Source organism: Streptomyces sp. NPDC012835 (assembly GCF_042900885.1).
In the GTDB taxonomy this organism is placed as follows: Bacteria; Actinomycetota; Actinomycetes; order Streptomycetales; family Streptomycetaceae; genus Streptomyces.
In genome coordinates this window covers 348096-361912 of the sequence record NZ_JBIBBW010000007.1, presented here as the reverse complement: position 1 = coordinate 361912, position 13817 = coordinate 348096, and the positions used below count along the sequence as shown (strand labels likewise).

12 protein-coding genes are annotated in these 13817 nt (G+C 72.1%); 2 read left to right on the top strand and 10 right to left on the bottom strand.

The genetic code is table 11. The features are described from left to right. Positions 1–399: 399 nt before the first annotated feature. From ACFY6S_RS27295 to ACFY6S_RS27260, 8 genes are all read right to left on the bottom strand, one after another. Entirely contained in the window at positions 400–1317 is a 918-nt protein-coding gene (locus ACFY6S_RS27295) for a cupin domain-containing protein (RefSeq protein ID WP_388826868.1), read from the bottom strand. Between the two features lie 23 nt (positions 1318–1340). Further along, entirely contained in the window at positions 1341–2249 is a 909-nt protein-coding gene (locus tag ACFY6S_RS27290) for a zinc-binding dehydrogenase (protein ID WP_388826871.1), read from the bottom strand. Positions 2250–2543: 294 nt separating this feature from the next. Continuing rightward, on the bottom strand, positions 2544–4145 hold the full coding sequence (locus ACFY6S_RS27285; protein ID WP_388826874.1) for a type VI secretion protein: 1602 nt from the start codon (positions 4143–4145) through the stop codon (positions 2544–2546). 1 nt (position 4146) lies between these two features. Further along, positions 4147–5604: an ATP-binding protein gene (locus tag ACFY6S_RS27280; protein ID WP_388826877.1), complete on the bottom strand. Its 1458-nt coding sequence runs from the start codon at positions 5602–5604 to the stop codon at positions 4147–4149. 66 nt (positions 5605–5670) lie between these two features. Continuing rightward, complete coding sequence (locus tag ACFY6S_RS27275) at positions 5671–7224, bottom strand: SCO6880 family protein (protein ID WP_388826880.1); 1554 nt, start codon at positions 7222–7224, stop codon at positions 5671–5673. Next, complete coding sequence (locus tag ACFY6S_RS27270) at positions 7221–8612, bottom strand: hypothetical protein (RefSeq protein ID WP_388826882.1); 1392 nt, start codon at positions 8610–8612, stop codon at positions 7221–7223. Before ACFY6S_RS27270 ends, ACFY6S_RS27275 begins: the two co-directional genes overlap by 4 nt. Continuing rightward, a complete protein-coding gene (locus ACFY6S_RS27265; protein ID WP_388826885.1) occupies positions 8602–9462 on the bottom strand; it encodes a hypothetical protein in 861 nt (286 codons plus the stop codon). Before ACFY6S_RS27265 ends, ACFY6S_RS27270 begins: the two co-directional genes overlap by 11 nt. A 296-nt stretch (positions 9463–9758) precedes the next feature. Beyond that, a complete protein-coding gene (locus tag ACFY6S_RS27260; protein ID WP_003985768.1) occupies positions 9759–10067 on the bottom strand; it encodes a hypothetical protein in 309 nt (102 codons plus the stop codon). A 354-nt stretch (positions 10068–10421) separates the two neighbouring features. Between ACFY6S_RS27260 and ACFY6S_RS27255 the strand changes: the two genes are divergently transcribed. Both ACFY6S_RS27255 and ACFY6S_RS27250 read left to right on the top strand, forming a co-directional pair. Then, on the top strand, positions 10422–11438 hold the full coding sequence (locus tag ACFY6S_RS27255) for an NlpC/P60 family protein (RefSeq protein WP_388826888.1): 1017 nt from the start codon (positions 10422–10424) through the stop codon (positions 11436–11438). A gap of 294 nt (positions 11439–11732) precedes the next feature. Continuing rightward, positions 11733–12464, top strand: a complete 732-nt coding sequence (locus ACFY6S_RS27250) for a phosphatase PAP2 family protein (RefSeq protein ID WP_388826891.1) — start codon at positions 11733–11735, stop codon at positions 12462–12464. 47 nt (positions 12465–12511) lie between these two features. On the opposite strand, the gene ACFY6S_RS27245 is transcribed toward ACFY6S_RS27250, so the two are convergent. Beyond that, complete coding sequence (locus tag ACFY6S_RS27245) at positions 12512–13156, bottom strand: sortase domain-bontaining protein (RefSeq protein ID WP_388826894.1); 645 nt, start codon at positions 13154–13156, stop codon at positions 12512–12514. A 59-nt stretch (positions 13157–13215) separates the two neighbouring features. Further along, positions 13216–13755, bottom strand: coding sequence for a hypothetical protein (locus ACFY6S_RS27240; RefSeq protein WP_388826897.1), 540 nt, complete (start codon positions 13753–13755; stop codon positions 13216–13218). Positions 13756–13817: the final 62 nt, after the last annotated feature.

Below are 13817 nucleotides of genomic sequence, written 5' to 3'. Positions count from 1 at the left end.
GGGGGGACCCTGTGGGAGAGTAGGACGCCGCCGAACAATCATTGTGGGAATGCCCCGCACCAGGTATCTGGTGCGGGGCATTTCTGCGTTCAGGGGGAAAATATCCAGGAGTCCGGGCTGCTCGGCGCGCTGGTTCGGGGCGCTCTCGACTGGGCGTGGTCGCTGGAGGAGCCCCGGCCGGGCCGGATGCGGCTCTATGTGCACGAGGCGAACCAGCGGGCCCGTGCCGCCTATCCGAAGCTCGGGTTCACGCCGACCGGCGACAGCGTGCCCACGGCGGACAATCCGGCTTCCAGCCGAAGTGGAGTTGGCGACTGCCCGACCGTGAGGCGCGTCGCCCCTGCTCACCCGCACGGACCGCACTTGTGCTCAAGCGCGGCCGGTGGCGCCTGCCTGCGATCACTCGCGAAGTCGGGAACGGTACTCGCCCGGCGGCATGCCTCGGGCACGTCGGAAGGCACGGCTGAAAGCGTGCGGAGAGGCGTAGCCGACCGCGCCGGAGATCGACTCCACGGGCTCATCGGTATCGCGGAGCCGGACGGACGCCAGGTCGATGCGCCACTGCGTCACGTACGCGCCCGGCGTCTGTCCGAGGGCGGACCGGAAACGCCTGGACAGCGTCGCCCGGGAGACGCTCGTCGCGGCGGCCAGGGTCTCCGTGGTCCAGGGGTGTCCCGGTCGGGCGTGGACACATGCCAGAGCGTCGCGCACCACCGGATCACGCATCGCACCCAGCCATGAGCCGGAGTCCTCCTGCGGGTGGCGGGCCAGCCAGGCGCGTACGAACTGGACGAGCAGAAGGTCGACGATGCTGTTGATGGCGGCGGTGGTGCCGATCTGCGGCTGTGCGAGCTCGGCGGCGAGAAGTTCGACGGTCCTACTGAGCTGCGCGTTCTCCTGGGCTGTGACGTGCATCGGCCGAGCGAGGGAGGTGAGCACCGGTGTGCGCACCTCCGCGTCCTGCTCATAGTGCAGGACGATCACCTCCGTCCGCACCGGCTCCGCGCCCAGCCGCAGGGCCCGGCCATCGCCGAAAGCCCGGGCCGTCTCCTCACGGTCGCAGGAACCCATCGTCACGCCGGCGCCGCCGGCTATCCCGTGTGCGGTGCCCGGCGACACCAGAACGGCGTCACCGGCCCGTACCTGAAGAGGTTTCTCACCTTCGACGTGGAGCCACATCGTGCCGCGGGACACCACGTGCAGGGCCGCTCCTGGAGAGGAGTCCAGCCACAGGCCCCAGGTTCCACCGGCCTTCAGCATGACCCCGAGCGCCCCACGCGCACCCGATACGCGCAGGGCCTCCGCGAGTACGTCCATCGTTCCATTCTCGTCGACGGGCGTCAGACCACGTCAAGAACGATCTTGCCGTGCACCTTCCGCGCGAACAGCGCCCGGACGGCGTCGTCCACGTCCTGCCAGCTGCCTCGCAGTCCGACCGGTGCCGAGAGCCTCCCGGCGGCCATGAGGCCCAGCAGGTCCGTCAGCTCCCCGCCGGTCGGCGTCATGTCGCCGTAGGTGGCGATGCCGCGGGGCTCACCGAAGCCGAACAGGGCCCCTGGCGGGAAGGTGGTCTCCTGCCCCGAGGAGTAACCCACCAGGTGGATGGTGCCGCCCTCGGCGAGGGAACTCCACGCCTGGGCCACCAGCGGCCCGCCGACCGTGTCCAGGACGAGATCGAACCGGTCCTCGGTCTCGGCCAGGTCGGTCAGGACCCTGCCGGCGCCGAGTTCGCGGAGCCCGGCGGCCCGCTCCGGCGAACCGACGAGTGCCGTCACGCGGGCGCCCGCCAGCGCCGCCAGCTGGACGGCGAAACGCCCCACGCCCCCGCTGGCGCCGGTGATCAGTACGTCGCGCGCCAGCAGGGAACGCTTGCGCAGCACCCGGAACGGGGTGACCCCGGCGATCCCCAGCGCGGCCGCGTCGGCCAGATCGACGCCCTCGGGGACGGTGCCGAGCGAGGCGGTGCCGACCGCCACCCGCTCCGCCCACGCGTGGGGAGCCATTCCCACCGCGACGCGCGTACCTTCGGGCGGCCCCGAGCCGTCGGACGCGGCGCGCACCACGACGCCGGCCGCGTCGTGACCGTGCACAGCGCCGGCCGGCCACTGGTCCACGTAGTTCAGCTCTCCGAAGTTGAGACCGATGTGCCGTACCTCCACCAACGCCTCACCGGCGGACGGTACGGGCTCATCGACATCGGCGAACCGGATGGGTCCGGCCGCACTGTGATCGACCACAAGGGCGCGCATAAGGGGTGTGTTTCCTTCTCTCGCGGGTGCGCCGGAACACTCGGCGCGGCGGCAGATCGAGTGCGCACATGCCGCACTGCCGCCTCCTTGAAACCCTACGCAGGGCCGGCACAGCGACCAGCCCCGTGAGAGCCGATCAGTTGACGATCTGTGTCAACGCGGCCCGCGCGCGGCGTCGAGCCGTGCACGTGTCCCGGTGGACGGATCGGAACGCCGAGGCGGCGCGAGTGCGGCGCAGCAGACGCCCTGAGCAACGCGCCCTCCGGGCGGACGGCGCTGCTTTCGCCGCACGCCCTAGTCCGGCAGGCTCCGGCCCGACAGCTCGTGCTGCGGCCAGCGGTCCTTGCCCTGCTGCGCGGAGCGGAGCAGAGCCAGCGTGGGAAGTCCCTGGCGCTCGCCCGCTTCCAGCAGTTCCGGAAGCCGCTGGAACGGCGCCACGGCCGCGATGTCGTCCAGGACCAGTGTCATTGGTGGGTCGAGCCGACCGTCAGATCGCCGTGCGGCCATGCGGCGGCCGTGCTCGACCACGTGCGAGGTGAGTGCGGTGAGCAGAGGCATCGCACCCGGGCGGGATCGGGGATCTTCGATCGCTTCACCCACCACATAGAGCGTGCCCCCCTCGTCGGCAAAGGAATCCAGGACGAGCGCATCAGTTCGGTTCGGTGTGCAGGCGTCCCGGATGTGGACCGACGACAGGGCGGCCAGCGCATGGCCCGTCAGCCGCTGTGCCGTCTCGCGGCGTTCGGGATGGGCGGTGAGCGCGGACTCCAGCAGGCCCGCCTGTCCCGACGCCGCCTTCGGGTGGGTGCGCAGTATCCGTACCGCCTCCTGGGCGCCGCCGCCCTGGGTCCAGCGCAGCACCTGCTTCACGGGCCGGCCGTCCACCGCCGCCGCGTGCAGCCAGCAGCGCAGCAGGGTCTCCGCTGTGTCGGCCATGGCGGCGTCCAGCAGGGCGCGGGGCCGTACGGGGGAGAGCAGCGCGCTCGCGCGCGCCGCCGCCGTGGCCGGGTCCTCGCACCCCGCGGTCGGGGACCAGTGGAGCCGGGCCGGGGTGTCGCAGAGGTGGCCGGGGTCGTACACGAGGACGGGGCCGAGCTTGGCCCGCGCGTCCTTGGTCAGCGCCCACACGGCCGGGTCGGACGTGACGACCAGCGCGGGGCCCCGGGCCTCCATGAGCGTCCGCACGGCGTACGGGCGGCGGGTCGCCTGATCGCCGTACCGGACGCGGGGGACGGGGACGGGAGCGGGGACCGGCGCCGGTTCGAGGGGCGCGGCCACCGGTGCCGGTACGGGTACGGTCGCGGGCCCGGCGGGCGCCGTCACGGGTGCCTGGCCCGTTGGTGCCTGAGCGACCGGTTCCTGAGCCACCGGTACGGGTGCCGGAGGCGGCTGAGGCGCCGGGGACGGCGGTACCGGCCGGGCCGGCTGCCGCGGCGGGCTCTCCACCGCCGTACTCCCCGCCCGTGCTTCCCTCGTTTCCTCCACCGGCTCCGGCTCCGGGCCCTGCTCCCGGCGCCGGGCCCGTACCGCGCGGTAGCGTGCCGTGACCCCCAGCGCGAACACCGTGAGCACGGTCAGCACCATCAGCTGACTGATCAGCAGGCCCCAGAACAGCCCGTATCCCGACAGCTCCCCCGGCGGGGTGCCCGGCCAGGCCGCCGGCAGGTCGTGCGGGGCCGCGGCGAGTTCGCGCATGGCCATGGGTGTACGGGGGAAGGTCACGCCCTCCGGCCAGCTGCCGTGCGCGAACAGGCCCGCCAGACCGGTGGCCGTCCAGACCAGCAGCGTCAGCCCCAGCAGGAAGCCCAGCAGCCCGACCAGCAGGCCGTCGGGGATGCCGCGTTGGGGCCCCGGCCCGCGCGGCGCTTCGTACGGGGGCGGGTCGTAGCGCGGCATGTCATGCCACCGTCGACTCGGAGGACTCGTTCAGCCGTCGTTGCCTCTCCAGGAGCGCCGCCCGCTGTTCCGCCTCCCAGTCCGCGGCTCTCATGTCCTCCGGCAGCGCGCCCGCCAGCGCGAGGGCGTCGGCGGCGTCCGATGCGTCGGAGGCGGCGGAGTTCTCCGTCATGGCGCGGTCGGTGAAGACGAGGGGCCGTTCCGCCTCCGTCACCAGGTGTTTGACGACCTGGACGTTGCCGTTGACGTCCCAGACGGCGATGCCGGGGGTGAGCGTCGGGATGATCTCCACGGCCCACCTGGGCAGGCCGAGGACCCGGCCGGTGGCTCTTGCCTCGTCGGCCTTCTGGGCGTAGATGGTGCGGGTCGAGGCCATCTTGAGGATGGCCGCCGCTTCCCGGGCGGCGGCGCCGTCGACCACGTCGGAGAGGTGGTGGACCACGGCGACGAAGGAGAGCCCCAGCCGGCGGCCGAACTTCAGCAGTCGCTGGAACAGCTGGGCGACGAAGGGGGAGTTGATGATGTGCCAGGCTTCCTCGACCAGGAAGATGCGCTTCTTGCGGTCGGGGCGGATCCAGGTGTGCTCCAGCCAGACGCCCACGATCGCCATCAGGATCGGCATCGCGATGGAGTTGCGGTCGATGTGCGAGAGGTCGAAGACGATCAGCGGGGCGTCCAGATCGATGCCGACGGTCGTCGGCCCGTCGAACATGCCGCGCAGGTCGCCGTCGACCAGCCGGTCCAGGACCAGGGCGACATCGAGGCCCCAGGCCCGTACGTCGTCCAGGGCGACGTTCATCGCCTCGGCCGACTCCGGCTCCGGGTGGCGCAGTTGGTCCACGATGTCCGTCAGGACCGGCTGGCGCTCGACGATGCTCTCGTTGACGTAGGCGTGCGCGACCTTGAGCGCGAAGCCGGAGCGTTCGTCCAGGCCGTGGCCCATGGCGACTTCGATGATCGTACGGAGCAGGGCGAGCTGCCCGGTCGTGGTGATCGCCGGGTCGAGCGGGTTGAGCCTGATGCCGTGGTCCAGCGCCGCCATCGCGTCCAGCCGGATGGGGGTTATGCCCAGCTCCTGCGCGATCAGGTTCCATTCGCCCGCGCCGTCCTCGCCCTGGGCGTCGAGGACGACGACCTGGCGGTCGCGGAACCGGAGCTGGCGCAGGACATAGGTCTTCTCCAGCGCGGACTTGCCGTTTCCGGACTCGCCGAGCACCAGCCAGTGGGGGGCGGGCAGCTGCTGTCCGTACAGCTGGAACGGGTCGTAGATGTAGCCCTTGCCGCTGTAGACCTCGCGGCCGATGATCACGCCCGAGTCGCCGAGCCCGGGGGCGGCGGTGGGCAGGTAGACGGCCTGGGCCTGGCCGGTCGAGGTACGGACCGGCAGGCGGGTCGTCTCCACCTTCCCGAAGAGGAAGCTGGTGAACGCGTCCGTGAGCATGGACAGCGGGTCTCGCACCACAGGCCCCTTTCGGCTCGTCGGCTGGCGGCGGTCGTCGGCTGGCGGCGTCCGGCGCTGGTCGGATTATCGGCGGATGCCGGTCGCGAACGGCAAGGTGTTCACAAAGGCGCGGTGGTGCTCGCGGTCGCACCACTCCAGCTTCAGATAGGACTTGCCGGCCGAGGCTCTGATGGTCCTCTTGTCTCTGGCGAGGCTCTCGGGGGACCTGGACGACACGGTGATGTACCCGACGAGGTTGACGCCGGCCGCTCCGCTGGCGAGGTCCTCGCCCCGCTGGTCGAGCCGGCCGTGCGCGGCGATGTCGCGCGGGTCGACCGTGCGGTTCATCTTGGCGGCGCGGCTGGCTTCCGCGTCGTCGTTGGTCTTCTCCGTCAGCATCCGCTCGATGGCGATCTCGGTGGGTTCGAGGTCCATGGTGACCGAGACCGTGCGGATCACGTCGGGGGTGTGGACGAGCAGCGGCGCGAGGAAGTTCACGCCCACCGGGGTCATCGGCCACTCCTTGACCCAGGCGGTGGCGTGGCACCAGGGCGCGCGGGTGGACGACTCGCGGGTCTTGGCCTGGAGATAGGTCGCTTCCATGGCGTCCAGCTCGGCCGGCCAGGCGTTTCGTTTCGTCATGGCCTGGATGTGGTCGATGGGGTGGTCCGGGTCGTACATGGAGTGCACGAGGGACGACAGCCGGCCCTGGCCGAGGGGCTGGCGCACCCGGATGTCGGCCTCGGCGAGGCGGGCGCAGATGTCGGTGAGTTCGCGCGCCATGACGACGGCGAGCCCCGCGTCCCGGTCGAGTTTCCGCGTACCGGCGGCCTGGCGGGCGGCGCGGGCCATGGCCTGGCCCTCGGCGGCGAGTTCACGGGTGTAGTGCATACAGGCGACGAGGTAGGCGCGGTGCTGCTCGCTGGAGGTGGAGACCATCGACTGGAGCTGGTCGTAGGAGTCCTGGAGCCAGCCGGGCGCCTTGGCGTCGCCGCGCTGGGCGACGTCCTTCTCGTGGGCGTCGGGGTCGGCGGGCAGGGTGCGGGCGAGCATCTGGAGCCGGGTGACGAAGCCGTCGCCGTTGGCGACGTGTTTGAGGAGGGTGCCGAAGCGGTCGACGAGGGCTTCCTGGTCCTCGCTGTCGCGCAGTCCGACGCCGGGGCCCTCGATCTCGATGGCGGCGGTGACGGTACGGCGGTCGGCGTGCAGCAGGACGGCGATCTCGTCGGGGCCGAAGGGGGCGGCCAGCCAGTTGATCCGGCCGATGCCGGGGGGCGGGCCGACCTCGACCTCGCGGCCGTCGAAGCGCGTACCGGCCTCCATGGCGCCGGAGCGGTAGGCGGTGCCCCGGCGCAGGGTGCGCTTGTAGCTGCGGTTGATCTCGAACCACTTGTAGAACGTGCGGTGTTTGTACGGCACGTACACGGCGGCCAGGGCGATCATCGGGAAGCCGGTGAGCGTCACGATCCGCAGCGACAGGACGGGGACGAGCAGACCGCACATCATGCCGAGGAACGCGCCGGCGATGATGAGGGCGATCTCGCCCGTCTCGCGGTTCTTGCCGACGATCGCGTTCGGCCGGGCGCGGCCGATGAGATACGTGCGGCGGGGCGCCATCGGTTGGGCCTGGGTCGTCAACGCCCTCCACCTCCTGTGCTGTTGTTGCCGGTCCCGGAGGAGCGGGGGCCGCGCGCGCTGTGCGGGGTGCCGCTGGTCGGGCTGCTGTTACGGGGCGGGGGCGCGGCGGAGGGGATGGATCCGCCGCCGGTCGCGCCCCCCTGGCCCCCGGCGGAGGAGCCGCGCGCGCTGTGCGCGGCGACGCCGCCGGAGACGGGGTTGGCGGGGCGGGCGCCGCCGCCGGGGGAGCCGCCCTGCTGGCCGCCGCGGCCGCTGTGGGTCTTGATGCCCTGGGAGACGAGGGCGGCGGGGGAGCTGATGAGGGCCGCGGCCTGGGCGCCGTCGGTGGCCTGCTTGCGGTTCGTGCGGGAGGCGGCGACCTCGTCGCCGAAGCCGGGCACGAAGCGGTAGATCATCGCGGAGGCGAAGATCGCGAGCAGGATGATGGCGAGGCCGGAGACGACGGCGGAGAAGGCGTCGGGTCCGTTGTCGGCGGAGAGCGCGCCGGCCAGGCCGAGGACGATCACGATGACCGGTTTGACCATGATGACGGCGATCATGATGCCGGCCCAGCGGCGGACGTGGCCCCACATGTTCTTGTCGACGAGCCCGGCGTAGACGACGGTGCCGAGCAGGGCGCCGACGTAGAGCAGCGCGGCTCTGATGATCAGCTCCAGCCAGAGCACTCCGGCGGCGAGGATCGACACGAGGGCGACGACGATGAGCATGATCGGGCCGCCGCCGATGTCGTCGCCCTTTTTGAGGGCTTCGGCGAAGCCGCCGAAGAAGACGTCGGTCTGTCCGCCGGTGGCGGAGGAGATGACGTCGGTGACGCTGTCGGTGGCGGAGACGATCGTGTAGAGGATGAGCGGGGTGAAGGCGGAGGCGAGGACGGTCAGCCAGAGGAAGCCGATGGCCTCGGAGAGCGCGGTGGTGAGCGGCACGCCGCGGATGGCGCGCTTGGCGACCGCGAGGAGCCACAGGACGAGCGTGAGGACGGTGGAGGCGGCGAAGACGACGGCGTACTGGCGGAGGAAGGCCGGGTTGGTGAAGTCGACGTTCGCGGTGCTCTGTACGGCCTCGCTGAGCTTGCCGACGATCCAGGCGGCGGCGTCGGCGCAGCCCCGCGCCAGCGAGGAGAGGGGGTCGAGGGCGTCGGTGGAGGTGGTGCCGGCGCGGTCGGAGCGCGCTCCCTTGGCGCCGTCCTCGCAGTAGTCCTTGGCGAGGCCGACGATGAGTTCGCACGGGTTGTCGCCGGCGCTCGGCGACGGTGAGGGCGCGCCGGGCGAGGCGGGGGCGGACGGCGTCGGTTCCGCCGAGGCGCGGGTGGCGAGGGTGACGATCAGGACGGAGGCGCCCGCCAGCGGGGCGGCGAGCGTGGACGCGCCGAGGCGACGGCTACCGGGCATAGGTGAAGCCTCCGTATCCCTGGACGGCCTGGGCGATCTCGTCGGCGGACGAGGCCCGGTTGCCGGCGCTGACCGGCGTGGGGCCCTGGGTCTGGCTCGAAGAGGTGATCTTCCAGTCGCCGTCGATCCAGCTGAGCTGCTGCGTGAGGGTGAACCAGGTCTCGGTCACGGGCTTGGTGGACCCTTCGCCGGCCAGTCCCACCAGGCCGGTGGACCAGACCTCGACGGTCGCGGCGGTGCTGCCGGCCTTGGTGACCTTGGTGCCGATCGGGACCGTTCGGGAGACGAAGGTGAGGCCCGAGGGCGCTGAGCCGTCCTCGTCGAGCCCGACGGTCTTGAGGAACTCGGGGGAGTAGGCGCGGTCCAGGTCGGTGAGGAGGCCGTCGGCCTTGGCGGGGTCGTGGGTGGCGCGGATGATCGTGTCGCGCCCATTGGCGGTGAACATGCCGACCGAGCCGAGGGCCACCGCGTAGTTCGCCGCCGCGCTCGCCGCGCCCTGTTCGTCGCGGGTGAATCCGGAAGGGATCGTTCCGCTCTTGCCGGTGACCGGTTTCACGCCCGAGGCCGCCGTCGGGTCGGCCTGCGGTCCCGAGCCGGCCCGCGAGGTGTCGTGGGGGGCGTCGGTCCGGCCGCCGCCGCGGTTGGCGAAGGCGATGGCGGCGATGAGCAGGACCACGACGCCGACCGCCGTGATCAGGGAGCGCGTGGGCCGGGGCGGGCGGCGGGCCGGGGCGTAGGGGTCGCCGGTTCTGCCGTCGGGCAGGCGGGTGCGGGTCTGGCCCGTACCGCCGAAGCCGTCGCCCGAGCGGCCGGTGTCGCCGCCGTAGCCCTGGTCGTCGCCGAAGCTCATGCCGGGTACGCCCCCTCAGCCGTGTGCCGGTCCGCGGTGCCCGCGAAGCCCGCGTAGTACGACGGTAGCCGTGCTGGTTGCCGCGCGGGCGCGGTGTGTTGACTCGACATCAGGGAGACGCGACCTCAGCCGGTGGGTGCGACGGGCGGGTGGTGTTGAGGGTGGTCCGGGGACGACCGGTGCGGATGGGGTCGGTGGATACCGGAGGACGGGCCCGGTACGCGGGCGCGGCTACGGGGAGCCGGGGTCCGGTGGGTGTCAGTGCCGCGACCGGGCGGGGTGCGCCGGGCGGGGCACTAGACGGCCATTCCGTACACGATCGTGAAGAGCGTGCCCAGTGAACCGATGATGAAGACACCGGTCAGTCCGGCGACGATCAGGCCCTTGCCCTGCTCGGCGCTGAACGTGTCCCTGAGTGCCGTCGCCCCGATCCGCTGTTTGGCAGCGCCCCAGATCGCGATGCCGAGGCAGAGCAGGATGGCCACGGCCATCACTACCTCGATCATGACGCGGGCCTCATTGCCCAGAGTCCCGAAAGGCCCCCAGTTCGGTGCGATGCCACCGATGATGGTGGTGATGTCGCCCTTCTCGGCCGCCAGGTACATGTAACTCACCGCCCCTGTTGGGTCGTTCACGCCCGTGCCCCCATGGCCCGGGTCACTCTCTATCTTCGCTGATGGAACCGGCCTCGTATGCCGCTTGGCTGCTCTCTTTACCCGATCCCCGCACATATGACCGACGCCGGGGCGCTGACCTGGCACGGTACGCGTATACGTGGACGCACATGGTTACTCTGTGTATCACGCTGCGTGACTTTGGGCAATGACTGTCGTTGTTACACCTTTACGGTCATGACTTCCCCGAACCTCCACAGCTCTCTCCCCGTCCGCCTCCGGCCAGCGGCCCCGCCCGCCTACACTGGCGCACGACGGTGGCCCTGACGCGAGGGGTGTTTGACGGTGCGTAAGGCATGGGTGATCGTGACCGCCGTCGGCGGGCTGGGGACGAGCTTCGTCGCCCTGCTCGTCATCGGCACCTACTCCGCGGCGGCCGGCATCGCCGGGAGCGGCGGGACGGTGGCGCTGGCCAAGGGGGCCGTGCCCGCCAAGTACCAGCCGCTGGTGCAGAAGTGGGGCAACTACTGTCCCGCCATCAATCCGGCTCTGCTCGCCGCGCAGTTGTACCAGGAGAGCGGCTGGAACCCGACCGCGCAGAGCCCCGCCAACGCCAAGGGGATCGCGCAGTTCATCCCGGGGACCTGGGCGGCGCACGCGGTCGACGGGGACAACGACGGCGTCAAGGACATCTGGAACCCGGCCGACGCGATCCCCTCGGCGGCGTCGTACGACTGCGAACTGGCCGGTTACGTCAAGGACGTGCCCGGCGACCCGTCCAGCAACATGCTGGCGGCCTACAACGCGGGGGCGTACGCCGTCATCAAGTACGGGGGCGTGCCGCCGTACCGGGAGACGCAGAACTACGTCAAGGTCATCCGGACGCTGGAGAAAAGTTTCTCCCGGCCCGTCGGGCGGGTGGAGCCGTCCAAGCAGGCCGCCGCCGCCATCTACTTCGCCCAGCAGAAGCTCGGCACGCCCTACCTGTGGGGCGGCAACGGCACGGCGGAGCAGGGCGGGCGGTTCGACTGCTCCGGGCTGACGCAGGCGGCGTACCGGACCGTGGACATCGAGCTGCCGCGAGTGGCCAACGACCAGTACAACGCGGGCGAGCACCCCTCGCGGGACGAACTGCTCCCCGGTGACCTGGTCTTCTTCTCCGACGATCTGACCGATTCGCGGGCGATTCACCACGTCGGGCTGTACGTCGGCGGCGGGTACATGATCAACGCTCCGTACACGGGGGCCGTGATCCGCTTCGACAAGATCGATACTCCGGACTACTTCGGGGCGACCCGCGTCACCGAGGACGGCGCGAAATCGCTCCCCACCGAGCTGCCGGAGAACCGCCCGAACGCCTGATCCAAGCCCTGCGGAGCCGAGTGAACCGGAGGGCGCTGCGAGGCGCGCGACAGGGGTGAGTGGCCGGAACCCTTCGCCTTGTCGCCGCTCTGAACTGCGACTATGTGTCACTCTTCGATAACGTCATGGTGATCGTTCGGTCGCGAGTGGAACGTGGACGGCGTGTGGGCCGTTCCCTGGACGAGGGCTGCGGTACTGATCACGCAGCATGTTCCCCACCGGCCACGCGGGTCGGTGGAGGCCGCGCATACGTGGTGTGCGGCGCGCGGGAGACAAGGCAAGGGGCCGCGGCAGATGGCTGGACTCGTACTGGATGGGTCGAACCCCGATGTGAGCCTGCTCTACGACATCAACGGGCTCTCCAAGGACGCCCCCTCGTGGTTCGACCGCGCCCTGTCGTTCACCGGCGAGTACGGGATCATGATCGGGCTGGTGCTCGTCGTGCTCGGAGCCTGGTGGAGCGTGCGCAGGGCCGGCTCGGCGGAGGATTCGGTCACCGCTGTCGCCGGGCTCCTCTGGGCGCCCGTGGCCGCCGCCGTCGCGCTGCTGATCAACATCCCGATCCGGGGCTTCGTGGAACGCCCCCGGCCCTTCCTCGACCACAAGGGAATCGAGGTCCTGGTCACCGGCAAGACGGACTACTCGTTCGTCAGCGACCACGCCACCATGGCGATGGCCGTCGCGGTGGGCGTCTTCGTCGCCCACCGCAGGCTCGGCCTCGCCGCGATCGGGCTGGCGCTCCTCGAAGGCTTCTGCCGCGTCTACATGGGCGTCCACTATCCGACCGATGTGATCGGCGGCTTCGCGCTCGGCACGGCGGTCGCCCTGCTCCTCACCCCGCTCGCGCTCGCCCTGCTGACGCCGCTCGTCTCCGCCGTCGCCCGCTCGCACCGGCTCGGTCCGCTCGTACGGTCACGGTCGGCGCGCGAGCGGGACCGCACCGAACCGGAGGTCGGACCGGTCGGCGGGACCCGGCCGCTGGGCATTCCGGGGCAGCGGCCCGACGACAACAACCTGGCCGCCTGACCGGGCGGCGGCTCCGGTCCGCGCGGGCGTTCCCGGCCGGTCCGGACTCAGCGCACCGCCGCCGCGCCGACCACGACGTTCGAGTCCCAGTGGCCCTCGGCGTCGATGACCCCGCCGCAGGTGATCAGCCGCAGCTGCGGGTCCGGCACCGGACCGTAGACCAGCTCCGTGGGGAACGCCCCGGTCGGGTACGTGTCCACGGACGTCACCCGGAACCGCACCCGCCGCCCGTCCCCCAGCTCCGCCTCGACCGCGTCGCCGGGGCGCAGCCGGCCCAGCCTGGCGAAGACCGCGTTCTTGATGTCGTCCCGGCCGCCCACCACCGGCACGGTCCCCGGGTTGGCCGGGGCGTCGCGGTGGCCCACGAGCACGGCGGGGCCCGGCTCGCCGGGGCGCGGGCCGTGCGCGTACCAGCCGACCTCCATCGCGTGCCGGAAGCCCGGCGCGTCCAGGGTGCCGCTCTCGTCGAGCGCGAGCGGCAGCACGCCCGCGTCCACGCCGAGCGCCGGGATACGGAGCCGTACCGGCGCGGAGGACATGTCCGGGACACGGACGACGCGGGGCTCCGCCGTGGCGCCGGTCCCGGCGCCCGGCCGGCGCGCCGACGGCGCGGACCCCGTCGCGGACCAGGGACCGGCCGCCGGGGGGAGGAAGCGCAGGAGTACGGCGGCCACCAGGCCCAGGGCCGCCACGGCGAGGAGCGCCTTGATCGCCGTGTCCGTCCGCCGTGGGGTGCCCGCCGGGCCGGGGGTCAGTGCTCCCCGCCCGTCGCGCGCCGCTGGAGGCGGCGTACCAGCAGGATCGTGCCGGCGGACGCGGCGGCCGTGGTGCCGATGGCCAGGGCGAGTTCCGCCGCGGCCGACCGTCCCGCCGGGCCGGGCGGGCGGGCCGCGTCGACGGCGGCCAGATGGTCGGCGCCGCCCCGGGCCGCGCCGGAGGGGGTGACCTTCAGGGCGCCGACAGCGGCGGACGCGGTCGGCGGTACGGCGGCGGGCGCGGACGCGGACCCCGGCGAAGCCGTGCGCACCGGCGGCCGACCGCTCACGTCCGCGTCCCCGCTGGCCCGCGCGGTGGCGCCTGACGTCGGCGGACGCGGCCTCGACGTCGACGACGCGGTCTCCGCCGCCGACGCCGCCGCCTCCACGGGCACCCGGCCCGGCTCGGTGTCCGTGAGCGCCCGCCCGCCCGGTGCGGCCGGCCGGTCCACGGCCATGGCTCCGCCGAGCGCGAGCAGGAGAACGGCGGCGGCGGCGAACGCGGCTATCCGCGATCCCGGTCCGGTTCGTTGCATGGGTACGCCCTCGCGAGTCGGTTCGGTGCCCCCCGTGCGGCTGTTGCTACGTACAGGCCACC

What these genes read in the sequence shown, in the direction of transcription:
- ACFY6S_RS27260 (WP_003985768.1), bottom strand. Translation starts at nt 10,067, where the DNA reads ATGTACCTGGCGGCCGAGAAGGGCGACATCACCACCATCATCGGTGGC.
- ACFY6S_RS27250 (WP_388826891.1), top strand. Translation starts at nt 11,733, where the DNA reads ATGGCTGGACTCGTACTGGATGGGTCGAACCCCGATGTGAGCCTGCTC.
- ACFY6S_RS27295 (WP_388826868.1), bottom strand. Translation starts at nt 1,317, where the DNA reads ATGGACGTACTCGCGGAGGCCCTGCGCGTATCGGGTGCGCGTGGGGCG.
- ACFY6S_RS27270 (WP_388826882.1), bottom strand. Translation starts at nt 8,612, where the DNA reads ATGCCCGGTAGCCGTCGCCTCGGCGCGTCCACGCTCGCCGCCCCGCTG.
- ACFY6S_RS27285 (WP_388826874.1), bottom strand. Translation starts at nt 4,145, where the DNA reads ATGCCGCGCTACGACCCGCCCCCGTACGAAGCGCCGCGCGGGCCGGGG.
- ACFY6S_RS27290 (WP_388826871.1), bottom strand. Translation starts at nt 2,249, where the DNA reads ATGCGCGCCCTTGTGGTCGATCACAGTGCGGCCGGACCCATCCGGTTC.
- ACFY6S_RS27265 (WP_388826885.1), bottom strand. Translation starts at nt 9,462, where the DNA reads ATGAGCTTCGGCGACGACCAGGGCTACGGCGGCGACACCGGCCGCTCG.
- ACFY6S_RS27240 (WP_388826897.1), bottom strand. Translation starts at nt 13,755, where the DNA reads ATGCAACGAACCGGACCGGGATCGCGGATAGCCGCGTTCGCCGCCGCC.